Source organism: Pseudomonas sp. C9-3, from assembly GCF_032392015.1.
Taxonomy (GTDB): Bacteria; Pseudomonadota; Gammaproteobacteria; order Pseudomonadales; family Pseudomonadaceae; genus Pseudomonas; species Pseudomonas nitroreducens.
Window position 1 is genome coordinate 1,040,193 of record NZ_CP135919.1, and the last position, 22,024, is coordinate 1,062,216.

The following is a 22,024-nucleotide window of genomic DNA, read 5'->3' on the forward strand; positions in this document are numbered from 1 at the left end:
CGCGAGGCGGCCTTCTGCTATCCAGCGCTCGTGTTCGGCTTCATTTTTGCAAATGATATGTATTATCATTTGTGCAATTCGATGGTTGTCGAGGCCCAGCGCCTCGGTTCGGGGGCGACGTGGTAGCGGGCAACAGCGGGGCAGGGCGGCGATGCCGGGAGGCGTGGGTCGATGGATGAGCGTTTCTCCCGTTCAGTGTCCCAGGCCTATCGCTCCTTCCATGGCGAACTGCTGCGTTTCCTGCGCAAGCAGCTGGGCAGTTCGGCGGACGCCGCCGACCTCGCCCAGGATGCCTTCGCCCAGTGGCTCAAATCCTCCTCGCGGCATGAAGTGGAACAGCCGCGCGCATTTCTCTTCCAGGTCGCGCGCAACCTGCTGCGCGACCACTGGCAGCGCTCCCGGCGCTTCTCCAGCGAGCCGGAAGAGGCCCTCGACAGTGACCAGCAACCGGCCGCCGAAGGAGGCGAACCCGTGGTGCAGTTCGAGCGACAACGTTATCTACGCCAGCTTTCGAAGGCGCTCGACAGCCTCCCGCCACGGCGCCGCGAGGCCTTCATCCTGCACAAGTTCGATGGCCTTTCGCAGCCGGAGGTGGCCAGGCGCATGGGGATTTCATTGAGCATGGTGGAGAAGCACGTTGCCAGCGCGCTGCTGCATTGCAAGCGTCAGGTTCAGGGAGAGGGCGAAGCATGACGCCACAGGAAGAACGCCAGCAGGTGATCGACGAACTCGCCGCCAAGTGGTTCAGCCGCCAGCGCGCAGGCGCCTGGGATGCCCGCGAGCGCCAGGCCTTTGCCGACTGGCTGGCGGAAGACCCGGCGCATGAGTCCGCCTACCGTGAGATCGAGCAGTTGTGGAGCGATCTCGACCACATCCGCCGACCCGCCATCGTGCCTGGCCGTCGCCCGGCATTGCCCTGGCGCGGGCTCGCGGCTGCCAGTGTGTTCTGCGCGGCGTTGCTGTTGGCCAACGACTTCAGCGGCGGCCGCCTGGCCGATCCGCAACAGGTGCAGACCACCGCTGCGGGTGAGCAGCGCGAGGTGACGTTGCCCGACGGCACGCGGGCTTTCCTCGCGGGGGATTCGTCGTTGCGCGTGGACTTCTCGGATGCGTTCCGCGATGTGCAATTGCTGCGCGGCGAGGCCTATTTCGAAGTCACCCACGATGTTGGCCGGCCCTTCCGGGTGACCTCCGGTGACAGCCGTGTACGTGTCCTCGGTACTGGGTTCGATGTACACCGGGAAGACGCTGGACTGACTGTCGCTGTACGCCACGGCAAGGTGGCCTTGCAGGCAAAACTCGATGCGCGGGACGAGCAGACCCTGACCGCGGGTGATCGCGCCCAGCTTGCCGCCGGGGCAGGGGAGGCGCAGATCGATCGCGTGCCTGTCGCCTCCATCGCTGCGTGGCGCGACGGCATGCTCGCCTTCCGCAATCAGCCCCTGGGGGCGCTGGTGGACGAGCTGTCGCAGTACCGCGCTGCGCCCATCCGCCTGGGCGATGAGCGCCTGGCGCAGAGGCCCATCTCCGGCAACGTGCGTCTGGCCCGCCCGGACGACTTCCTCGCGGCCCTGCCGGTACTGCTCGACGTGCGCGTGCAGCGCAAGGCCGATGGCAGCGCGGTCATCCTGCCGCGCTGATCGCCCCTCCCTTGTAGGAGCGAGCTTGCTCGCGAACGTATTTCCCGGAAGCACCGGACCTGGGTCGGTTCGCGAGCAAGCTCGCTCCTACGAAAATCCCGTACCCGTTTCCGCTCCCACGTACCCTGAATCCTTTTTGAGAAATATTTTTATTTGCAGGTGTGGGTTTTTCTCGAATGAGGGTCTTCCCCGTCATTCGCTGCGAAACGCGCAGCGCTTTTCGTCCCTGGGGAGGGCCTTGCATGCAGTCTCGTTTCAATTTCCCGTTCGCGCGCCCGCTGGGCTGTGCCGTGCTGCTCGGCAGCCTGATGATGGCCGAGTACAGCCGCGCTGCCGATTGGCAGATCGACCTGCCGGCGCAGGCGCTGAGCGACTCCATCGGCAGCCTGTCGCAACAGGCCGGCGTGCAGGTGCTCTATGACGCCTCCCAGCTGGAAGGCCTCAAGGCGCCCGCGGTAGCCGGCCGCTACAGCATGCGCGAAGCCCTGGAGCACCTGCTCAAGGGCTCATCGCTGGAACTGGTGGAGGCGGGCGACGGCTTTGTCGTGCGGCGCTCCGGCAAGGTCGATAAGTTCAGCGACAACGCCATCGAGCTGGATTCGCAGACCATCGTCGGCAGCGGCCTGTCGGTGGATTCCAGCAACGTCGGCCGTTCGACCCTGACCCGCAAGGACATCGAGCGCATCCAGGCCGACAACATTCCCACCCTGCTGCAGACCCTGCCGGGCGTGACCATGGGCGGCTCGCCCAAGCCGGGCGGGCAGACCGTCAACATCTGGGGCCTGGGCGATGCCGAGGACGTGCCCTTCACCCTCGACGGCGCACCCAAGAGCGGCTTCGAGCGCTACCAGCAGGGCACCGTGTTCATCGAGCCGGAGCTGATCAAGCGCATCGAAGTGGAGAAGGGCCCGCACTCGGTCTACAACGGCAACGGCGGCTTCGGCGGCACCGTGCACATGGAAACCAAGGACGCGCCGGACCTGCTGCGCGACGATCAGAACGTCGGCGCCATGCTCAAGTACGGCTACCACTCCAACGACCAGCAGAAGATCTACAGCGGCGCCGTCTATGGCCGCACCGAGGACCGCAAGGTCGATGCGCTGGCCTACGTTACCGCCCGCGACGGCCGCGACATCAAGCTCGCCGGGCACATTCCCGACCCGAACAACAACTACCCGATCAACCCCAGCCGCCTGCCCAACAGCGCCCAGGACCTGGACGCCGGGCTGTTCAAGCTGAACCTGCATCCCAACCTCGACAACGACATCAGCCTGGCCTACAGCCGCTCCCACAGCACCCGCTGGACGCCGTTCTCCTCGGCCTCCTACCCGACGCCACCGACCCAGTCGAGCATTGATCGCTACGGCTACGAAGCGGCGCTCAAGCGCCTGCTGGCGCACCGCGACACCACCGACACCACCTGGTCCGGCAAGTACGAATACCACCCGATCGATAACCCGTTGATCGACCTGATGGTGCAGTACTCCGAGTCGCACATCGACCAGACCGACGAGCGTAATCCGGACGCCTTCTTCCAGGTCTCCACCGGTGGCCGCAAGATGGATACCGACTACAAGGACAAGGTGCTGGAATTGCGCAACACCAGCCTGTTCGCCACCGGCCCGGTACAGCATGCGTTCACCGTGGGTACCGAGTTCCACCGGCACACCCGCACCACCGACATGTATATCCCCGGCTCCACCTACAACACCGCGCGCTACAACTATGGTCACTTCCAGCCGACCTTCATGCCCAGCGGCAAGCAGAACACCAACAGCGCCTACATCCAGGACGCGCTGACCCTGGGCAGCGTGACCATCACCCCGTCGCTGCGCTTCGACCATGTGCGCAACCAGGGCAAGGACAACGACGCGCCGATCTACAACAACGCCGCGCAAGGCCACGACTACAGCTCGCAGACCTACAGCGGCTGGTCGCCGCGCCTCTCGCTGTTCTGGACGGCCACCGAGCGCCTGGGCTTCTTCGCCGACTACAGCCGCACCTGGCGCGCGCCGGTGATCGACGAGATGTACGAGGTGCAGAACAGCAGCACGGTCAGCGCCACCAGCCGCGACCTCGACCCCGAGCGCATTCATGCGCTGCGCTTCGGCTCGCTGGTCAACCTGCCGGACCTGTTCATCAACGGCGACAACCTGCAGGTGCGCACCACGCTGTTCCAGAACAAGATCAAGGACGAGATCTTCCGCACCCGCAGCGTCGGCTGCGAGCAGCAGGCCATCGATAACGGCACCATCTCCGGCAGCTGCGGCGACTACCTGCCGCTCTCCAACTACCGCAACCTGCCGGGCGTGACCTACAAGGGCTTCGAGATCGAGAGCTTCTACGACAGCCCCTGGCTGTTTGGCGGGCTGTCGTACTCGTGGGTGACCGGCAAGCACGACGGCGCCTACAGCAACCCCTGGGGGCCGAACGTGTGGGCGCGTGACGTGCCGCCGGCCAAGTGGGTCGCCACCCTGGGCACCAAGATTCCGGCGTGGGATGCGCAGATCGGCTGGCAGGGCGAGTTCGTCCGCCAGACCGACCGCCTGCCCAGCGACAAGTACAAGGGCGGCATGGGCACCAGCGTCGGCGACATTTTCTGGGACCAGACGGTCAACGACAGCTATGACACCCAGCGCGTCTTCGCCAGCTGGAAGCCGCGCCGCCTGGGCTTCGAGAATACCGAGCTGAACTTCACCGTCGACAACCTGTTCAACCGCGACTATCACCCGGCGCTGGCCGGCGACAGCGTCTACAGCCAGGGCCGCAACGCCAAGTTCAGCCTTACCCAGTACTTCTGAGACGCTCCCTGTCGATTGTAGGAGCGAGCTTGCTCGCGAACGGATTTCCCGGCAGCAGCGGAGCAGGGCGGGTTCGCGAGCAAGCTCGCCCCTACGATCCGGCGTGCCCGTAGGGCGCATAAAGCGGGACGCTTTATCCGCCGATGGTGCTCACGGCGGATAACGCCGTTGGCGTTATGCGCCCTACCAAAAGGCCTTCGCCAAGTGCCAACGAAAACGGGCGCCCGAAGGCGCCCGTTTGCTATTGCAGGTATCAGGCTCAGGCAGCCGGGCGCACCACGCGGTAGACCAGCGCACCAATCACGCCGCCCACCAGCGGGCCGACCCAGAACAGCCACAGCTGCTTCATGAACAGCGGGTCGGCGAAGATCGCCACGCCCAGGCTGCGCGCCGGGTTCACCGAGGTGTTGTCGATCGGGATGCTGATCAGGTGGATCAGCGTCAGCGTCAGGCCGATGGCGATCGGCGCAAAGCCCGCCGGGGCCAGCTTGCTGTCGGTGGCGCCCATGATCACGAACAGGAAGAACGCCGTCAGCAGCACTTCGGTCACCAGCGCGGAGATCATGCTGTAGCCGGTCGGCGAGCCTTCGCCGAAGCCGTTGGCGGCAAAGCCCGCCAGCGCGTCGAAGCCCGGTTTGCCGCTGGCGATGAAGTACAGCGCCGCACCAGCGAGGATGCCGCCAACCACCTGGGCGACGATGTACGGAACCAGCTCAGCGGTGCGGAAGCGGCCGCCGGCCCACAGGCCGAGGCTGACCGCAGGGTTGAGGTGGCAACCGGAGATCGGGCCGATGGCGTAGGCCATGGTCACGACCGTCAGGCCGAAAGCCAGTGCGACACCCAGGACGCCAATGGCGTGGGCGGCGAAGATGGCGCTGCCGCAACCACCGAACACCAGCCAGAAGGTGCCGATCATTTCGGCGGAAAGTTTGCGAAGCATGCTGCCTCCAAAGGCAAGTGGAACCCCGAATTGGGGCGAGCGCATGCTAGGGAAGCGGCTGACGGACGGGGTGTAGGTACCTTCCGTTTGCGGCCAGGAAAAGCCTGATGAATTTGATGGGGAGGGCAGGTGCCCTCCTTATATTCAGATCTGCGTGGCCAACTGCTCCGCCCGCCGCAGCCAGCCCTGGCGTTGTTCCTCGCCCGAGCCGCGTACCGGGCTGAACTCTTCCAGGTGGTGGAGGGCGATGCCGCAGGGCGCGAGGATGCAGCGGGTCATCTGCCGATGGGCCGGTGCGCCTTGGCGCAGGCGGTAGTGCCAGTGGGTCTGGTCGTGGCTGACCAGCAGGTCGGCGCTGCGCCCGCCCAGCAAGGGTTCGAACTCGCGAGACTCCACCGAGCGGTAGCGGAAGGCGAAGCCGGGTTGCAGCACGCGGTCGAAGAAGCCCTGCAGCAGCGCCGGTAGGCCGCCCCACCAGACCGGGTAGACGAAGGCGATGTGTTGCGCCCAGTGGATCTGCCGCTGCGCTTCGAGCACGTCCGGTTCGAGGGATTGGCCCAGTTCATAGCCGCCGCGCAGTACCGGGTCGAAGTTCAGTTCGCCCAGCTTCAGCATGTGCACCACATGACCCTTGGTCCGGGCGCCGTGGGCGTAGGCCTCGGCGAGCGCATGGCAGAAGCCGCCGGGCTTGGGCGAACCCAGCACCAGCAGCACGCGCTTGCCGTCGCCTTCAAGGGGCGTGGCGCCATGCTTGACGGCTTCAACCATTCTGCCCGGCCTCCAGCATGGTTTCCGGGCGCACCCACTGGTCGAACTCGGCGTCGCTCAGGTAGCCCAGTTCCAGTGCGGCGGCGCGCAGCGTCTTGCCTTCGGCATAGGCCTTCTTGGCGATCTCGGCGGCCTTGTCGTAGCCGATGTGCGGGTTGAGCGCAGTCACCAGCATCAGGCCGCGGTCGAGGTGCTCGCGCATCTTCGCGGCGTCCGGTTCCATGCCGGCGATGCAGTGGGTGTTGAAGTTGCGGCAGCCGTCGGCCAGCAGGCGTGCGGACTCCAGCAGGTTGTGGATGATCACCGGCTTGTAGACGTTGAGCTGCAGGTGGCCCTGGCTGGCGGCGAAGGTGATCGCGGCATCGTTGCCGAAGACCTGGCAGGCGAGCATCGACAGAGCCTCGCACTGGGTCGGGTTGACCTTGCCAGGCATGATCGAGGAGCCCGGTTCGTTGGCCGGCAGCTTCACCTCGGCGAAGCCTGCGCGGGGGCCGGAGCCGAGCAGGCGCAGGTCGTTGGCGATCTTCATCAGGGCCACGGCCAGGGTCTTCATGGCGCCGGCGAGGGTCACCAGCGGTTCGTGGCCGGCGAGGGCGGCGAACTTGTTCGGTGCGGAAACGAAAGGCAGGCCGGAAAGGTCGGCCAGTTCGGCGGCGATGGCCTCGGCGAACTCCTTCGGCGCGTTCAGCCCGGTGCCGACGGCGGTGCCGCCCTGGGCCAGCTCGTAGACGGCCGGCAGCGCCGCGCGGAGGGCGCGCTCGGCATAGTCGAGTTGGGCGACGAAGGCGGAAAGTTCCTGGCCGAAGGTGACGGGCGTTGCGTCCATCAGGTGGGTGCGCCCGGTTTTCACCAGGTTGGCGTGGCGTGCTGCCTGCTGGGCGAGGCCGCCGCTGAGTTCGGCGATGGCCGGCAGCAGGTCGTTCTGCACCGCCTGGGCGGCGGCGATGTGCATGGCGGTGGGGAAGCTGTCGTTGGAGCTTTGCGCGCGGTTCACGTGGTCATTGGGGTGCACCGGTTTCTTGCCGCCGCGGCCGTTGCCGGCGATCTCGTTGGCGCGCCCGGCGATGACCTCGTTGACGTTCATGTTGCTCTGGGTGCCGCTGCCGGTCTGCCAGACGACGAGGGGAAACTGGTCGTCGTGCTCGCCCGCCAGCACTTCGTCGGCGGCTTCCTCGATCAGGCTGGTGATGTTCTCTGGCAGCTCGCCGAGCTGTGCGTTCACCCGTGCGGCGGCCTTCTTGATCAGGGCCAGGGCGTGCACCACGGCCAAGGGCATCCGCTGTCCGCCGATGGCGAAGTTCTCCAGCGAGCGCTGGGTCTGGGCGCCCCAGTAGGCGTCTTCGGGGACTTCGATGGGGCCGAGGCTGTCGGTTTCGGTGCGGCTCATGGTGCTTCTCCGGAAAAGGGTCTCGGCCAGTTTAGGCCGCCACGGGGCTTCCGGGTTCCACTCTGGCTCAATGGCCGTGATAGAGCGGTTTCAACGACGCACCGGGTTACCAGCGGGCGTGAGTGGCACCGATCCAGCCGAGCGCGCCGTTGACCGGCACCAGTTCGCCGCCGGCTTCGCGCAGGGAGCCGTCGAAGCGGCCGAACCACTGGCTGGTCTCGGCGAACAGCGGGCCCAGGCGCGGGCTGGCGCGATGCAGCTTGCGCGGAGTGAAGGTGAGGTCGACACGCTCGTCGGCATCTCGCAATTGCCACGGCGACAGCGGGTCGTGGGGTACCTGGCGGATATCCACAGGGCCGGCCAGCGCCTGCAGTTCGCCGCCGAACCACAAGGCGTTCTCGGTCAGGTGGCTGTTTTCCGTCCAGCCGGTGCCGAAGTTGCCGGCGATGCCACCGGGCGCAGCGAAGGCGGCGCGGGTCCAGCGGGTATGGAAGGGCCAGACGCCCCGGCCGAAATCCAGCGCGGCGAAGCTCTGGCCCTCGCTGCAGCGGTAGGTCTTGTGGCCGAGGCTGAGGCTGCCGCTGATCGGCAGGCCCATCTGCCGGCTGCAGGCGTGGAAGCACTTGCCGCTCATCGGCACCACCAGGTTGACCGACTCCAGGTGCGCCGGGCGCTGTACCTCCAGGGAGAGGTTCAGCGGCTGGCCCCCCAGGTTCGGCGCGCAGGCGGTGATGCGCAACTGGCCAGGCTGCTCGTCGAAGCCCAGGCTGAGCTGGCCATGCGCGAAGCGGTGGCTCTGGTTCGGCATGTCCGGCAGGTGGCAGCCCAGGCCGAACGGGCTGAACTGGGTGCGGTGCACCGACTGGCCGGTTTCCAGGTCGAGGAAGTACACGGCGCCGTAGCCCAGGTAATCGAGGTCGGCGATGGTGATCGAGAGCATCCAGCCCGGTGCGTTGATGCACCAGTGGTTCCAGCGCTTGCGCCGGCCGGCGTTGCCGGAGAGCTGGCAGAGCGTCTGTGGCCGCGACGACCAGCCCACGGCCGCGCTGTTCAGGCGGCCGCGCGCATCGCACAGGGGCGGTGCGGCGACGGAAGTCGGCGGGAGGCTGAGGGTGTTCATCGGTCACATCCATGTGGCAACGCGCCGCAGCATGCCGTTTCATGAACTGTCCTACAAGAGAAGCCGGTCACTTCCCGCTCAATTGGCACTCACTTGAGCGCATTCCGAACTTAGGCGCAGAATGGCGGGTCCCACACGGACACCCTTCAGACTCACAGGACTGCCCCATGACCGTTCTTCGTTCCCTCTGCACCGCAGCACTTCTGGTTGGCTTCAGTTCCGTGGCACTGGCTGATGCCAACGCCGAGGCGGAGAAATTCCTCAAGCAGGTGCACGCCGACAAGCTGACCGTGCCGGTCTACGCGCAAGTCCAGCAGATGCTCGCCCAGCGCTTCGCCCAGGCCAAGGCGCCGGACAGCAAGAAGGCCGTGCTCGACCGCTACCAGGCCAAGGCCAACGCCGAGCTGGACCGTGCCGTGGGTTGGGACAAGCTCAAGCCCGAACTGGTCAAGCTCTACACCAGCAACTTCAGCGAATCCGAGCTCAAGCAGCTGAACGACTTCTATGCCTCGCCCCTGGGCCGCAAGGTGCTGGAGAAGATGCCGCGCCTGACCGCCGAATCCGCCCAGCTGACCCAGGCCAAGCTGCAGACCGCAGTAGAGCCGGTGAACAAGCTGATGGCCGACATGGACAAGGAACTGGGTGTGAAAGCCCCGGCCGCTCCGGCCAAGAAGCCTTGATCTCCAGTAACTGAAAGCCAGTAACCGAAAGCCCGCACCTGAAAGCCCGCACCTGAAAGCCCGTACCTGAAAGAGAACCGCCATGAGCATGCGTGACCGTATTCAATCCGCCCTGGACACCCTCGAACCGCAACACCTCGAGGTGCTCGATGAGAGCCACATGCACAGCCGCGGGCAGGAAACGCACTACAAGGCGGTGATCGTCAGCCCGGCGTTCACCGGGCTGAACGCGGTAAAGCGGCACCAGAAGGTCTATGCCACGCTCGGCGAGCTGATGGGCCAGTTCCATGCCCTGGCCCTGCACACCTACACCCCCGAGGAGTGGGCGCAGCAGGGACAAGCGCCGGATTCGCCGACCTGCAGGGGCGGCAGCAAGCACGATCTTCCGCATTGATCGGCTGCCGGATGCGGGCTGCGTCCCGCTCCGGTAGAATGCGACTCCCAGCGCCGGCTTCTGCCGGCGCTGTCATTTTCAGCCTCTGGTTCGGCTGTCGATCAGCTTTTGTTTCCAAACGTTCTGTTCCAAAGAAACCCGGTCCGCCCTTTACGCGGGTGACCACTGGAGTGATGCATGACCACCGAAAGAATCGTCGTCGCGGCGTTGTACAAGTTCGTCTCCCTGCCCGACTACGTCGACCTGCGCGAACCCCTGCTGCAGGCCCTGCTGGACAACGGCGTGAAGGGCACCCTGCTGCTCGCCGAAGAGGGCATCAACGGCACCGTGTCCGGCACCCGCGCCGGCATCGACGGCCTGCTCGCCTGGCTGCGCAACGATCCGCGCCTGGCTGATGTGGACCACAAGGAGTCCTACTGCGACGAGCAGCCCTTCTACCGCACCAAGGTCAAGCTGAAGAAGGAAATCGTCACCCTCGGCGTACCGGGCGTGGACCCGAACGCCAAGGTCGGCACCTATGTCGAGCCCAAGGACTGGAACGCGCTGATTTCCGATCCGGAAGTGCTGCTGATCGACACCCGCAATGACTACGAAGTGGCCATCGGCACCTTCGAAGGCGCCATCGATCCCAAGACCAAGTCGTTCCGCGAGTTCCCCGAGTACATCCGCGAGCATTACGACCCGGCGAAACACAAGAAGGTCGCCATGTTCTGCACCGGCGGCATCCGCTGCGAGAAGGCTTCGAGCTACATGCTCAGCGAAGGCTTCGAAGAGGTCTTCCACCTCAAGGGCGGCATCCTCAAGTACCTGGAGGAAGTGCCCGAAGCCGATACTCTCTGGCGCGGCGACTGCTTCGTGTTCGACAACCGCGTGACCGTGCGCCATGACCTTTCCGAGGGCGATTACGATCAGTGCCATGCCTGCCGCAATCCGATCTCGGTCGAAGACCGCGCCTCCGAACACTACGCCCCCGGCATCAGTTGCCCGCACTGCTGGGACTCGCTCTCGGAGAAGACGCGCGCCAGTGCCCGCGAGCGGCAGAAGCAGATCGAACTGGCGCGCCAGCGCAACCAGCCGCACCCCATTGGCCGTGATCCCCGCGCGGAGAACTGATCCATGACCAGCCGTCTGCTCTACGTGATGGACCCGATGTGCTCCTGGTGCTGGGGTTTCGCCCCGGTGGCCGGGAAGCTGGTGGAGCAGGCGCGCGCCGCGGGAGTGCCGCTGGCGCTGGTCATGGGCGGGCTGCGCACGGGGCAGGGCGCGGCGCTGGAACCGACCACCAAGCGCTACATCCTCGAACACTGGCACGCGGTGCATGACGCCACCGGCCAGCCGTTCCGCTTCGAGGACGCCTTGCCCGACGGCTTCGTCTACGACACCGAGCCGGCCTGCCGCGCCGTGGTCACTGCACGGCGCCTGGACGAAGACTGCGCCTGGGCGCTGGTCGGCGAAATCCAGCGGGCTTTCTACGCCGAAGGCCGCGACGTCACCCAGGTCAGCGTGCTCACCGAACTGGCCGAACAGGTGGGCCTTCCGCGCATCGAGTTCGCCGAGGCCTTCGACAGCCAGGACAACCACCTGGCGACCCTGGCGGACTTCTCCTGGGCCCGCGACCTGGGCATCGCCGGTTTCCCCACGCTGCTGGCCGAGCGCGATGGCCAACTGGCCCTGCTGACCAACGGCTACCAGCCGCTGGGCGAGCTCGCGCCGCTGCTGGAGCGCTGGCTGGAGCGTGGGCGGCATGCCTGAGCTGTCCGCTGACCGCCTGAGCTGGGCGGAGATTCGCCGGCTCGCTTTCCGTCATCGCAAGGCCCTGCTCCTCGCCAACCTGGTCGCCGTGCTGGCCACCGCCTGCAGCGTGCCGATCCCGCTGCTGCTGCCGCTGCTGGTGGACGAAGTGCTGCTGGGCAAGGGCGACGCCGCCCTGCAGGTGATGAACCACTGGCTGCCCGCCGGCTGGCACAAGCCCGCCGGCTACATCGGCCTGATGCTGCTGGTGACCCTGGTGCTGCGCAGCTGCGCGCTGGTATTCAACGTGCTGCAGGCCCGGTTGTTCGCGCGGCTGTCCAAGGACGTGGTCTATCGCATTCGCCTGAGGTTGATCGAACGGCTCAAGCGCATCGCCCTGGGCGAGTACGAAACCTTGGGCGGCGGCTCGGTCAGTACGCACCTGGTGACCGACCTGGACACCCTCGACAAGTTCGTCGGCGACACCCTGAGCCGCTTCCTGGTGGCGCTGCTGACCCTCTGCGGCACCGCTGGCATCCTGATCTGGATGCACTGGAAGCTCGCGCTGCTGATCCTGCTGTTCAATCCGCTGGTGATCTTCGCCACGGTGCAGTTGGGCAAGCGCGTGAAGCACCTGAAGAAGCTGGAAAACGACAGCACCTCGCGCTTCACCCAGGCACTGACCGAAACCCTTGAAGCCATTCAGGAAGTACGCGCCGGCAATCGCCAGGGCTTCTTCCTTGGCCGCCTCGGCGTGCGCGCCCGCGAGGTGCGTGACTATGCCGTCGCCTCGCAATGGAAGAGCGATGCCGCCGGGCGTGCCAGCGGCCTGCTGTTCCAGTTCGGCATCGACCTGTTCCGCGCCGCGGCGATGGTCACCGTGCTGTTCTCCGACCTGTCCATCGGCCAGATGCTGGCAGTGTTCAGCTACCTCTGGTTCATGATCGGCCCGGTCGAGCAACTGCTCAGCCTGCAATACGCGTATTACGCCGCCGGCGGTGCGTTGGCGCGGATCAACGAGCTGCTGGCCCGTGCCGATGAGCCGCATTACGAACATCGCCGCGATCCGTTCGCCGGGCAGAGCAGCGTCGGCATCCAGGTGCGCGACCTGAGCTTTGCCTACCGCGATGAGCTGGTGCTGGACGGTCTCGACCTGGATATTGCCCCCGGCGAAAAGGTTGCCATCGTCGGCGCCAGCGGCGGCGGCAAGAGCACCCTGGTGCAGTTGCTGCTGGGCCTCTACCAGCCGCAGTTCGGGACCATCCGCTATGGCGGCGCGGCACTGGAGGAGATTGGCCTGGACTGCGTGCGCGAGCATATCGCCGTGGTCCTGCAGCATCCGGCGCTGTTCAACGACACGGTGCGCGCCAACCTGACCATGGGCCGCGAGCGTGACGACGAGGCGTGCTGGCGTGCGCTGGAAGTGGCGCAGCTGGCGGACACCATCCGCGCCTTGCCACAGGGGCTGGACAGCGTGGTCGGGCGTTCCGGCGTGCGCCTCTCCGGCGGCCAGCGGCAGCGCCTGGCGATTGCCCGCATGGTGCTCGCCGAGCCGAAGGTGGTGATCCTCGACGAGGCTACCTCGGCGCTGGATGCCGCCACCGAATATGCCCTGCACCAGGCGCTGGAGCGCTTCCTGGAAGGCCGCACCACGCTGATCATCGCCCACCGCCTGTCCGCGGTGAAACAGGCCGACCGCGTGCTGGTGTTCGATGGCGGGCGCATCGCCGAGGATGGCGATCACCAGCAGCTGATCGCCGAAGGCGGGCTTTACGCTCGCCTTTACGGCCACCTGCAGCAGGGCTGATCAGCCGTAGCGCGTGACCTCGAGGAAGGCCACGCAGTTGCCCAGGTCGTGGAAGACCCGCGCGCTGCCGATGTCGTTGTAGGGAATGCCCAGCAGCAGGTCGAGCAGCGACGCATCGGTGCGGTAGTGCGGGCGCCAGTCCAGCAGCCCTTCGAGGTAGGCGATGTCGGGCACGCCGGGCAGGAAGTTGCCCATCAGCAGGCGCCCGCCGGGCAGCAGGCGGGCGAACAGGTTGCGGGTCAGGTCGCGAGCGTCGTGGTCGTCGAGCACCTCGTAGAGGCCGGGGGAGTAGATCAGGTCGAAGTGGCAAAGCTCCTGGCGGCCGTAGAACAGCTCATCCAGGGTGCATTGCTGCGTCAGTACGCCGAGCGCGGCGTAGCTGGCCTCCACCGTCTGCAGCGACAGTGCCTGGGCGTCTAGGGCGACGAATTCGCGGAAGTGGCCATGGCGCAGCGAGCGCGCCAGTTCGACCTCGCGCAGGTGCCCGCAGCCCACGCAGAGGATGCGGGCCTGGCCACTGAGCTGGTCGCAGCAGCGGTCGATCTCCCGCGCCAGCAATTGGCGGCGCGAGCGCAACGCGCGGGAGGCGGGGGCGGAGCTGGCGTAACGGAACAGCTCTTCGGTCGGCCCGTCGGGCAGCAGCGAGTGCAGGGTGCTGTCGATGCCATAGAGGTAATCCATCAGTACGGCATTGCCGGCGCCTTCGCCCATCGGCCGTTCGCGCCGCCGGGGGAACGGCAGGACGCGCGGTGCTTGCGCTGGCGATGGGCTGTCCGTGGCGAACGCCAGCAGGTCGGCCTCGCCATCGCGCAGGTGGCGCAGCTGTTGTTCGAGTTGTTCGATGGCCTCGCTTAGCGAGCCCGGATGCTGCTGAAAGCGATTGTCCATTCCATCCACCTGGGGGCCACGCTCAGTGAAGTAAGTGCACCAGTGGCGACTTGGCCGCTGACCTGTCCACTACCTTAGGGGCAGGTTGGCCCCGGGCCATCATCTGAATGAATGACGGCAGCGAAAAATCAGCGCTGTCCCAGCCGCACCAGCAGGCTGACCAGTTCGGCCTGGCGGCTGGTGCTGGTCTTGCGGAACAGCGCGCGCAATTGGCTGCGTACCGTATTGATCGAGGTGCCGAGCTGGTCGGCGCAGTGTTCGGGCGTCAGGCCGCGTACCAGCAGGGCGCCCAGGCGCTGTTCGGCCGGGGTGAGGCCGAACAGGTCGCCCAGCAGACCGCTCTGGCGGTGCGCATCGAGCAGCGCCAGCAGTACCAGCGGGCGCTGGAAGGGCTGGTTGAACTTCGCCTCGGCTGACACCGGGGTGACCAGTAGCTCCTGCCCGCTGCCATCGTCCAGCGGCAGCCAACCGGCCTTTGCCTTGCCGGCGCGCGGCGCGGCCTGGCGCACCAGCGCCTGAAGCCTCGTGTCGTGCTGGCGGCAGTGCAGGCGGCCGAAGACTTCATGGAACAGCCCGGTGCGCTGCCCGAGCCGTTGTCGCGCCGCCTGGTTGGCGTAGAGCACGCGGGCATTGCCCTCCAGCAGCCACAGCGAGGTGGGGTGCTGGTCCAGCAGCAGGTCGCGATGGGCCAGTTGCTGGCGCATCTCATCGATGCGTCCGAACATCCGTGCCGCGCGGGTCAGATGCTCGCTCAGGCGGGTCAGCAGGGTTTGTTCCTGTGTATCGGGATAGCGCGCGCCGAGGCTGGTCAGCACCGACAGGTAGACGCCGGAGTTGGCCTGTTCGTTGAGCTTGAGGCAGGACACGTTGTGCATGCCATTGGGGCGCTGGAATTCCTGGTAGTACGGATCGCGGGCGATGCGCTGCGGGCCGTACTCCTCGCGGTCGTGGTACCAGTGGCCTACCGGGCGATGGAGCATGAATCCCTTGGACGGGTCGATGGTGCAGAACTCGCGGTTATAGGTCTCGATGGCGCCGGGATCGCAGAGGTTGATCTCGCTCGCCAGCGCGCCGCTCTCGGTCTGGTCCCAGAACAGCAGGGCACCCTGCTGGCGGCCGCTGGCGCAGATCAGCTCGGTGAGCAGCGGCAGCCAGTTGGCCTCGTCGAGCACGCACTCGTAGGTCAGGCCCACCAGCCGGTCGTACTGCATGTCCATATCCCGCTGTGGCATGGGCGCTCCATCGGTTGCTCGCGGATTGCACGGATCACCTTGCAGATTGCACTTTGCAGAATGCACGATCGACTGAGGTATGGCACATGGCCTTAGCTGTCGCAAGGCCACTAATCGGCTGCTTTTCGCGTTGCCTGTACAGGCCCGCTCCAGAGCCTTCGGCAGTGTTTTTCCGGCGGGAGGCCGGCCACCAGCCGACCAAGCGTCATGGTGCCTGGTTTGTGGATTTCCCGTGATCGGCTAGAAGTTAAGGAAGGGGCGGCCTGACAGAAAAGTCCCGGGTGTTGCCTGACTGCACCCCTTGGCCTGCCAGGCATTGAAAGAAGGAAGTCGAAACTGGCTATGGATGCATTGGGACTGTTGCCGACCCGCCGTACGACGCGTCTGCTCAAGCTGGTCTGGCCGTTCATGGTCGTGGTCCTGCTGCAGACGATGATTGGCAGCGGCAGCTTCTTTATCCTCTCTGGCGTGCGCGCCTACGTCGGCGGCGAGAGCCTCTGGTCCAAGGGCCAGAAGGACGCCATCCACTACCTGCAGCTCTACGGCCAGAGCCGTGATCCGGAGGATTACGAGCGCTATCGCACCGCCATTGCCATTCCCCAGGGCGATCGGACCTTCCGTGCTGCACTCGACCTCAGTCAGCCCGACCTGGAACTCGCCCGTGCCGGTGCCTTGCAGGGCGGCATCCATCCTGACGATGTCGGCGCGCTGGTGTGGCTGTACTGCTACTTCCACGAGTACAGCTACTTCGACCAGGCAGTGAAGATGTGGATCATCGGCGACGCCTATCTCGACCAGCTGGAGCAGCTGGCTGACGAGATGAGCGCGAAGATTCGCGCCAATGACGTCCGCCCCGGCGACCTGAGCTACTGGAACAGCCGCATCCAGGCGATCAATGACGGTGTCACGCCGGCCGCCATGGCCTTCTCCGCCGCCCTGGGGCAGGGCTCGCGGATGATCATGTGGGTGCTGCTGGTCACCAACTGCCTGACCGGCCTGGCGCTGATCCTCCTGGCGGTCTGGCGCACGCGCAAGCTGCTGCACCAGCAACGCGCCTTCGAAAGTGCCCTGGACACCGAGCGGGAGCGCGCGCAGACCACCCTGGCGGCCATCGGCGACGGCGTGGTCACCCTCGACGAACATGAGTGCATCGCCTACTTCAACCCCGCGGCGGAGCGCCTGATCGGCTGGGACAACTCCATGGCCGTCGGCCTGCCGCTGCGCTCGCTGCTGCAGGTGCTCGACGAGAGCTCCCAGGTCGAGGGCCTGCCGCTGGTTGGGCAGATCCTGCGTGGCGAGGTGGACGGCGGCAGCGAGACCAGCAAGCTGATCCAGCGCCTGGACGGCACCAGCGTGGCGGTGACCCTGGTGGCCACGCCGATCCATGCCGAAGGGCGAGTGGTCGGCGTAGTACTGGTGCTGCACGACATGACCCGCGAGCGCCAGTACATGGCCAGCCTGTCCTGGCAGGCGACCCACGACGCGCTGACCGGCCTGACCAACCGCCGGGAGTTCGAGTTCCGCCTCAAGCAGGCCCTGGAAAGCTCGGCGGACTCCCACGACCAGCACTCGCTGATGTACCTGGACCTGGACCAGTTCAAACTGGTCAACGACACCTGCGGCCACGCCGCCGGCGACGAACTGCTGCGCCAGGTCTGCTCGGTGTTGCAGCAGTGCCTGCGCGAAGGCGACACCCTGGCGCGCCTGGGTGGCGACGAGTTCGGCATCCTGCTGGAGCATTGCCCGCCGGACATGGCGGTGCAGATCGCCGAGCGCATCCGCCTGACCGTGCAGGCCCTGCACTTCATGTGGGAGGGCCGCGGCTTCAACATCACCGTGAGCATCGGCGTGGTGCATATCTCCGCCATGCTGGTGTCGGTGGAGGAGGCGCTGCGCTGCGCCGACATGGCCTGCTACATGGCCAAGGAAAAGGGCCGCAACCGCGCCCAGGTATTCCGCCCGGACGACACCGAACTGTCCAACCGCGTCGGCGAAATGGCCTGGGTGCAGCGCATCCGCCTGGGGCTGGAGGAGGAGCGCTTCTGTCTCTACGCCCAGTCGATCTTCCCGGTCGACGACCGCGCGATGGAAGGCGCCCATGTCGAGCTGCTGCTGCGCCTGAATGACGAGTGCGGCCGGCTGGTCGCGCCGATCAACTTCATCCCCGCCGCGGAACGCTACGGCCTGATGCCGGACATCGACCGCTGGGTGGTCGAGAACGCCTTCAAGATCCTGGCCGAGCGCATCGCCGAGGGCGGTTACGAACCGATCCACACCTGCGCCATCAACCTCTCCGGCGCGACCATCGGCGACGATACCTTCCTCGACTTTCTCCGCGAGGTTCAGCCGCGCTACGGCATCGAACCGTCCAGCGTGTGCTTCGAGATCACCGAGACCAGCGCCATTGCCAACCTGGTCAACGCCACGCGGTTCATCCAGGAACTCAAGGCCCTCGGGTACCGTTTCTCGCTGGACGACTTCTGTGCTGGCATGTCCTCCTTCGTCTACCTCAAGCACCTGCCGGTGGATTACCTGAAGATCGATGGCAGCTTCATCAAGGACATGCTGGAGGACCCGATCGACCGCGCCATGGTCCAGGTGATCAATCAGATCGGCCATGTGATGGGCAAACGCACCGTGGCGGAGTTCGTCGAGACGCAGGAAATCCTCGAAGTCCTGCGCGAAATAGGCATCGACTACGCCCAGGGGTACGGCCTGGCTCGGCCGCAACCCTTCAATCGCAGCTTCCTGCGTGAGACGCACGTCGCAGCCGTAGCAACCGACACAACCTCCGGACGGTGACGCGCCGCCCGGAGAGGACTAACCTGAGGCCTGATCTACCGGTGCTTGCATGGATCGACCAGCACGGAGCCTTGGATGAACGACACCTTTGTTCGCAGTGGGCCGCTCAAGGAACTTTCCAGTTACCCGCACTGGGCGCAACGCCTGGTGCAGGAGTGCGAGACCAGCCGCCTGGCGGTGGTCGGGCATCCCCTCTATGCGCGAATGCGCGACGGCCAGCTGAGCCGCCATACCCTGCGCGCCTTCCTCATCGGCGGCTGGCAGGTGGTCGAGCAGTTCCCCCTGTACATGTCCCACAACCTGCTCAAGACCCGCTTCGGCCGCAGCCCCGGCGAGGACATGGCGCGGCGCTGGCTGATGCGCAATATCCGCGTCGAACTCAATCACGCCGACTACTGGGTGCGCTGGGCCGAGGCCTATGGCGTGACCCTGGCCGAACTCAAGGCGCAACTGGTGCCCGCGGAGCTCCACGCCCTCGGCCACTGGTGCTGGCACAGTTGCGCCACCGAGGAGCTGGCGCTGGCCATGGCGGCCACCAACTATGCCATCGAAGGCGCGACGGGAGACTGGTCGGCGCTGGTCTGCTCCACCGACACCTACGAACGTACCCTGCCGGCCGGCACCCGCAAGGACGCCATGCGCTGGCTGAAGATGCATGCCCGCTACGACGATGATCATCCGTGGGAAGCCCTGGAGATCATCTGCACCCTCTGCGGCCCGCAGCTCGCCATGCCGCGCTGCCTGGCCCTGCGCGAGGCGATCTGCAAGAGCTACGGCTACATGCGCATGTTCCTCGACCACTGCCTGGCGCTGGAGCAGGCGCAGGGTGGGGTGCGGCGGGACTCTTCGATGAAGGCGGCGGGATAGGGCCACCGCTACTCGACAGGGCTTTGCCCTCACCCCAACCCTGGCTGCGCGCCCCGCTCCAGAGGGAAAGGGGGAGCGGATTGATATCGTCGCTGACTGGCGTGCACAGTCTGAGGTTGCAGGATAAAGACGTCTTGTTCGGCCCGCTCGGACGGCTCCCTCTCCCTTCAGGGAGAGGGGCTCTCCATCGACCTCAAGTTCAGCCTCACGGCACGAGAATGATCTTCTCGCTGCTGCCCTCGTTGATCTCGTGGTAGCGCTGCACACCCTCGCTCAACGGCACTTCGCGCAGGCCGGTGGGCAGCGGCAGCCTGCCGTTGTCGAACCACTGGCCGAACTGGCGCAGCATCGCCGCGCAGGCCACTGTGTCGTACAGCAGCGAATTCACCCCCACCACCGAACCGCCGCGGCGGTACAGCGCCAGGGCCGGCAATTGCACATGGCCGTCCACCGGCGCGGCGATGATGGCGATGCGGCCGAAGGTGGCCAGGGCGGAAACGGCGGCCGGCAGCCAGAAGCCAGTGGTATCGAAGATCACCTCGGCGCCGCCGGGGAAATGTTCTTCCACCTGCGCCGCCAGCGTTTCCGCCGAGCCCAGCAGAAGGCTCGGGACGCCCTGGGCCTGCAGTTCCACCTGCGACTCGGCGCGCCGTACCGCGCCCAGCACCTGCGCACCACGGGCCTTGGCCAGGGAAATGGCTGCCGCACCGACTGCGCCGGAGCCGATCACCAGCAGGCGCGTACCCTTGCCGACCTGGCTGCGCTCCAGGGCGTCCCAGGCGGTGGTAAAGGGCACGCCGCAGCTGGCGGCCTGGGCGAAGCTCATGCGCTCGGGCATCAGCGCCACGCCACCGGTCGGCACGCTCATCAACCCGGCGTGGCTGCCATCGCGGCTGAAGCCCAGGCCCCGGCCCGTACCCCAGACGGATTTGCCCAGCAACTCGGTCGGGCCCTTCACCACGGTGCCGGCGAAATCGCGGCCGGGCACGCGGGGCAGGGTGGTGTAGGGGAAGCGGCCGAGGACGTTCTTCACGTCGCTGGGGTTGAGGCCGGCGGCGTGGACTTCCACCAGCACCTCGTCGGTGGTGGGCACCGGGTCGGCGATCTCGGTGAAGCTCAGGGCGGCGAGGTCGCCGGTGCGGTCGAATTGCAGGGCTTTCATGGCACGGGTCCTTGGCAAGCAGTGGGAGATGGGATCAGTGGAACCAGCGGGTCAGCAGCGGCAGGGCGTTCTCGCCGATCTGCATGCCCAGCAGGCCGACCAGCGCCACCAGCGGCGGCGCTGGCGAACGGAAGTCGAGGAAGTGGTAGGCCAGGCCGACGGCGATGCCGATGGCCAGGGAGATCAGGTAGCTCATGTGTCCTCCGTGGATCGCTCCGGCGGCTGGGTGGGATGGGGGCAGTCTAGGGGCCGCGCCTTGGCGCCGCCGGTCATTGGCTTCGGAATATCGGACAGATGTTGGTGGGTGTATTGGATGGGCGTGCCGGGCACGGGAGAAGGCTGGGCCACTTCGTAGGGCGGATAACGCGCCAGCGTTATCCGCCGCGAGGTATTCGGCGGATAACCCGTTTCGGGTTATGCGGCCTACGGTGCTGCGTTGGCTTGAGGTTTTCAGCGTCGCGACGGCATACGCGCAAACTCTGTGTTTCGCCCCGTCGGGCGACCTTCTTTGGCAAACGACCCAAAGAAGGCAAAGGTCTTGCCCCGGACATCCGGTTTTTCGCTTGGGGCGAAAAATACCCTCGTTGAATTGAAGTTTCAGGGGCACGCGGCGAAGGGCCATCCCTGGCCCATCGCCGCTCTCGCGACATCCATGTCGCTCAACCCCTGAAACTCCAATTCAACGAGGCCTCCTGAACGGGGTATTCCGGAGCGCTTGGATGTTTCTCTGGAAGTCTTCTAGAAGCCAGAACCAGAACCAGAACCAGAGCGTGATGCACGCTTTTCCTGTAGGAGCGAGCTTGCTCGCGAACCCGCAAGGCACGGTGCAATGCCGTTCGTGAGCAAGCTCGCTCCTACGAAAGGCCCGGCCTATCGGGCGCAATACTCCGAAGGCGCCACGCCCAGCTCGCGTCGGAACATCTCGCTGAAGCTCCCCGGCTGGTACCCCAGCCCATGGGCGATCTGGCTCACCGGCATACCCTCGTTGAGCTGCGCCACCGCCGTGGCCAGCTGCACCTGCCGGCGCCACTGGGCGAAGCCCATGCCCAGGCTGCGCTGGAACAGGCGGGCGAGGGTGCGCACGCTGGCGCCAGCGTCGGCGGCGTGCTGCTCGAAGGAAATCTCCTGGCTCGGCTCGGCCATCACCGTCAGGCACAGGTTCAGCAGGCGGCGGTCGGAATCCTCCGGCAGCGGCACGCGCAGCAGCAGGCTGCGGGCGCGTTGCAGCTCCAGCACCGCCAGTTGCGACAGCGCCTGGTAGTAGTCGGTGTCCGGCTCGCGCTCGTGCTGCACCAGCGTGACGATCAGCTCGCGCAGCAGCCCGCCGACCTCGAACGCCTGCACCTGCTCGCCCAGCGAATCCGCCGTGCCCGGCCGCAGGTAGATGTTGCGCATCTGCAGCTCGCTGACCACGCGGATGCCATGAAGCACCTGGGGCGGTAGCCAGACGGCGCGATTGGGCGGCACCAGCAGCGCTTCGGAGGGCGTCTCCAGCCACATCACGCCGGACATCGCATAGAGCACCTGCCCCCAGTCATGGGAGTGCGGCTCGATGTGCAGGCCGCGCGGATAGCTGCGGGCGAGGGCGCGCAGTGGAGCGGGCGTGGCGTCGAAATCGGGGGGAGCGGCGCGGGCCATGGGACGATTCGGGCAGGGGAGATGGGCCGCATGGTAGCCGCCACGCGACGGCCTGACGAGTGCGCGGCACTCGCACTGGCACGCCGGCGCACCACATTGTCACGAATTCTTTACGGTGCGACGGCATGCCGCACGGGGCTTTGGGCGACGTAAGGATTTCTTGCCGC

Annotated in this window: 18 protein-coding genes and 1 pseudogene; 10 read left to right on the forward strand and 9 right to left on the reverse strand. The window is 66.3% G+C overall.

The features are described 5' to 3' along the window. Window positions 1-171 precede the first annotated feature (171 nt). The 3 genes from RS899_RS04635 to RS899_RS04645 all read left to right on the forward strand — a co-directional run bounded on the left by RS899_RS04635 (window position 172) and on the right by RS899_RS04645 (window position 4,441). On the forward strand, window positions 172-693 hold the full coding sequence (locus RS899_RS04635) for a sigma-70 family RNA polymerase sigma factor (protein ID WP_045212275.1): 522 nt from the start codon (window positions 172-174) through the stop codon (window positions 691-693). Beyond that, window positions 690-1,640 (forward strand): FecR family protein, encoded by a 951-nt coding sequence (locus RS899_RS04640; protein WP_315809196.1) that lies wholly within the window; start codon window positions 690-692, stop codon window positions 1,638-1,640. Before RS899_RS04635 ends, RS899_RS04640 begins: the two co-directional genes overlap by 4 nt. Window positions 1,641-1,882: 242 nt before the next feature. Continuing rightward, window positions 1,883-4,441: a TonB-dependent receptor gene (locus RS899_RS04645; protein WP_409978042.1), complete on the forward strand. Its 2,559-nt coding sequence runs from the start codon at window positions 1,883-1,885 to the stop codon at window positions 4,439-4,441. Between the two features lie 259 nt (window positions 4,442-4,700). Here RS899_RS04645 and aqpZ read toward each other — a convergent pair whose 3' ends face one another. The 4 genes from aqpZ to RS899_RS04665 form a co-directional block, all read right to left on the reverse strand. After that, window positions 4,701-5,381, reverse strand: a complete 681-nt coding sequence (gene aqpZ / locus RS899_RS04650) for an aquaporin Z (protein ID WP_315809197.1) — start codon at window positions 5,379-5,381, stop codon at window positions 4,701-4,703. Window positions 5,382-5,525: 144 nt separating this feature from the next. After that, entirely contained in the window at window positions 5,526-6,149 is a 624-nt protein-coding gene (locus RS899_RS04655) for an NAD(P)H-dependent oxidoreductase (protein WP_054908227.1), read from the reverse strand. Beyond that, a complete protein-coding gene (locus RS899_RS04660) occupies window positions 6,142-7,536 on the reverse strand; it encodes a class II fumarate hydratase (RefSeq protein ID WP_024764375.1) in 1,395 nt (464 codons plus the stop codon). The genes RS899_RS04655 and RS899_RS04660 overlap by 8 nt, the downstream gene beginning before the upstream one ends. A gap of 106 nt (window positions 7,537-7,642) precedes the next feature. Further along, window positions 7,643-8,656, reverse strand: a complete 1,014-nt coding sequence (locus RS899_RS04665) for a DUF2804 domain-containing protein (RefSeq protein WP_233298077.1) — start codon at window positions 8,654-8,656, stop codon at window positions 7,643-7,645. Between the two features lie 121 nt (window positions 8,657-8,777). On the opposite strand from RS899_RS04665, the pseudogene RS899_RS04670 reads away from it, so the two are divergent. The 5 genes and pseudogenes from RS899_RS04670 (at window position 8,778) to RS899_RS04690 (ending at window position 13,268) form a co-directional block, all read left to right on the forward strand. Then, a pseudogene (locus tag RS899_RS04670) lies at window positions 8,778-9,336 on the forward strand (DUF2059 domain-containing protein). 82 nt (window positions 9,337-9,418) lie between these two features. Beyond that, window positions 9,419-9,730 carry a BolA family protein gene (locus tag RS899_RS04675; RefSeq protein ID WP_054908229.1) on the forward strand — a complete coding sequence of 104 codons (312 nt, stop codon included), beginning with the start codon at window positions 9,419-9,421 and terminating at the stop codon, window positions 9,728-9,730. A gap of 177 nt (window positions 9,731-9,907) precedes the next feature. Further along, window positions 9,908-10,843, forward strand: a complete 936-nt coding sequence (locus RS899_RS04680; RefSeq protein WP_054908230.1) for a rhodanese-related sulfurtransferase — start codon at window positions 9,908-9,910, stop codon at window positions 10,841-10,843. A gap of 3 nt (window positions 10,844-10,846) precedes the next feature. Next, complete coding sequence (locus RS899_RS04685; protein ID WP_315809198.1) at window positions 10,847-11,482, forward strand: DsbA family protein; 636 nt, start codon at window positions 10,847-10,849, stop codon at window positions 11,480-11,482. Then, window positions 11,475-13,268, forward strand: a complete 1,794-nt coding sequence (locus RS899_RS04690) for an ABC transporter ATP-binding protein (protein WP_315809199.1) — start codon at window positions 11,475-11,477, stop codon at window positions 13,266-13,268. The genes RS899_RS04685 and RS899_RS04690 overlap by 8 nt, the downstream gene beginning before the upstream one ends. Here the strand turns inward: RS899_RS04690 and RS899_RS04695 are convergent, their stop codons facing one another. Then, window positions 13,269-14,156 (reverse strand): class I SAM-dependent methyltransferase, encoded by an 888-nt coding sequence (locus tag RS899_RS04695; protein WP_233298074.1) that lies wholly within the window; start codon window positions 14,154-14,156, stop codon window positions 13,269-13,271. A 128-nt stretch (window positions 14,157-14,284) separates the two neighbouring features. Next, window positions 14,285-15,388 carry a helix-turn-helix transcriptional regulator gene (locus RS899_RS04700; protein ID WP_315809200.1) on the reverse strand — a complete coding sequence of 368 codons (1,104 nt, stop codon included), beginning with the start codon at window positions 15,386-15,388 and terminating at the stop codon, window positions 14,285-14,287. A gap of 342 nt (window positions 15,389-15,730) precedes the next feature. Here RS899_RS04700 and RS899_RS04705 point away from each other — a divergent pair, with 342 nt between their 5' ends. Continuing rightward, the gene (locus tag RS899_RS04705; protein ID WP_315809201.1) at window positions 15,731-18,190 is read left to right on the forward strand and encodes an EAL domain-containing protein; all 2,460 of its coding nucleotides are present in this window, start codon (window positions 15,731-15,733) and stop codon (window positions 18,188-18,190) included. A 75-nt stretch (window positions 18,191-18,265) separates the two neighbouring features. After that, window positions 18,266-19,057, forward strand: a complete 792-nt coding sequence (locus RS899_RS04710; RefSeq protein ID WP_315809202.1) for a TenA family transcriptional regulator — start codon at window positions 18,266-18,268, stop codon at window positions 19,055-19,057. A gap of 205 nt (window positions 19,058-19,262) precedes the next feature. On the opposite strand, the gene RS899_RS04715 is transcribed toward RS899_RS04710, so the two are convergent. From RS899_RS04715 to RS899_RS04725, 3 genes are all read right to left on the reverse strand, one after another. Then, window positions 19,263-20,219, reverse strand: coding sequence for a zinc-binding alcohol dehydrogenase family protein (locus RS899_RS04715; protein WP_315809203.1), 957 nt, complete (start codon window positions 20,217-20,219; stop codon window positions 19,263-19,265). A gap of 34 nt (window positions 20,220-20,253) precedes the next feature. Next, the gene (locus RS899_RS04720) at window positions 20,254-20,415 is read right to left on the reverse strand and encodes a DUF1427 family protein (protein WP_081754002.1); all 162 of its coding nucleotides are present in this window, start codon (window positions 20,413-20,415) and stop codon (window positions 20,254-20,256) included. A gap of 674 nt (window positions 20,416-21,089) precedes the next feature. Further along, window positions 21,090-21,857: a helix-turn-helix transcriptional regulator gene (locus RS899_RS04725; protein WP_315809204.1), complete on the reverse strand. Its 768-nt coding sequence runs from the start codon at window positions 21,855-21,857 to the stop codon at window positions 21,090-21,092. Window positions 21,858-22,024 lie beyond the last annotated feature (167 nt).

What these genes read in the sequence shown, in the direction of transcription:
- RS899_RS04715 (WP_315809203.1), bottom strand. Translation starts at nt 20,219, where the DNA reads ATGAAAGCCCTGCAATTCGACCGCACCGGCGACCTCGCCGCCCTGAGC.
- RS899_RS04690 (WP_315809199.1), top strand. Translation starts at nt 11,475, where the DNA reads ATGCCTGAGCTGTCCGCTGACCGCCTGAGCTGGGCGGAGATTCGCCGG.
- RS899_RS04675 (WP_054908229.1), top strand. Translation starts at nt 9,419, where the DNA reads ATGAGCATGCGTGACCGTATTCAATCCGCCCTGGACACCCTCGAACCG.
- RS899_RS04680 (WP_054908230.1), top strand. Translation starts at nt 9,908, where the DNA reads ATGACCACCGAAAGAATCGTCGTCGCGGCGTTGTACAAGTTCGTCTCC.
- RS899_RS04685 (WP_315809198.1), top strand. Translation starts at nt 10,847, where the DNA reads ATGACCAGCCGTCTGCTCTACGTGATGGACCCGATGTGCTCCTGGTGC.
- RS899_RS04700 (WP_315809200.1), bottom strand. Translation starts at nt 15,388, where the DNA reads ATGCCACAGCGGGATATGGACATGCAGTACGACCGGCTGGTGGGCCTG.
- RS899_RS04720 (WP_081754002.1), bottom strand. Translation starts at nt 20,415, where the DNA reads ATGAGCTACCTGATCTCCCTGGCCATCGGCATCGCCGTCGGCCTGGCC.
- RS899_RS04705 (WP_315809201.1), top strand. Translation starts at nt 15,731, where the DNA reads ATGGATGCATTGGGACTGTTGCCGACCCGCCGTACGACGCGTCTGCTC.
- RS899_RS04660 (WP_024764375.1), bottom strand. Translation starts at nt 7,536, where the DNA reads ATGAGCCGCACCGAAACCGACAGCCTCGGCCCCATCGAAGTCCCCGAA.
- RS899_RS04665 (WP_233298077.1), bottom strand. Translation starts at nt 8,656, where the DNA reads ATGAACACCCTCAGCCTCCCGCCGACTTCCGTCGCCGCACCGCCCCTG.
- RS899_RS04645 (WP_409978042.1), top strand. Translation starts at nt 1,883, where the DNA reads ATGCAGTCTCGTTTCAATTTCCCGTTCGCGCGCCCGCTGGGCTGTGCC.
- aqpZ (WP_315809197.1), bottom strand. Translation starts at nt 5,381, where the DNA reads ATGCTTCGCAAACTTTCCGCCGAAATGATCGGCACCTTCTGGCTGGTG.
- RS899_RS04655 (WP_054908227.1), bottom strand. Translation starts at nt 6,149, where the DNA reads ATGGTTGAAGCCGTCAAGCATGGCGCCACGCCCCTTGAAGGCGACGGC.
- RS899_RS04695 (WP_233298074.1), bottom strand. Translation starts at nt 14,156, where the DNA reads ATGGACAATCGCTTTCAGCAGCATCCGGGCTCGCTAAGCGAGGCCATC.
- RS899_RS04725 (WP_315809204.1), bottom strand. Translation starts at nt 21,857, where the DNA reads ATGGCCCGCGCCGCTCCCCCCGATTTCGACGCCACGCCCGCTCCACTG.
- RS899_RS04640 (WP_315809196.1), top strand. Translation starts at nt 690, where the DNA reads ATGACGCCACAGGAAGAACGCCAGCAGGTGATCGACGAACTCGCCGCC.
- RS899_RS04710 (WP_315809202.1), top strand. Translation starts at nt 18,266, where the DNA reads ATGAACGACACCTTTGTTCGCAGTGGGCCGCTCAAGGAACTTTCCAGT.
- RS899_RS04635 (WP_045212275.1), top strand. Translation starts at nt 172, where the DNA reads ATGGATGAGCGTTTCTCCCGTTCAGTGTCCCAGGCCTATCGCTCCTTC.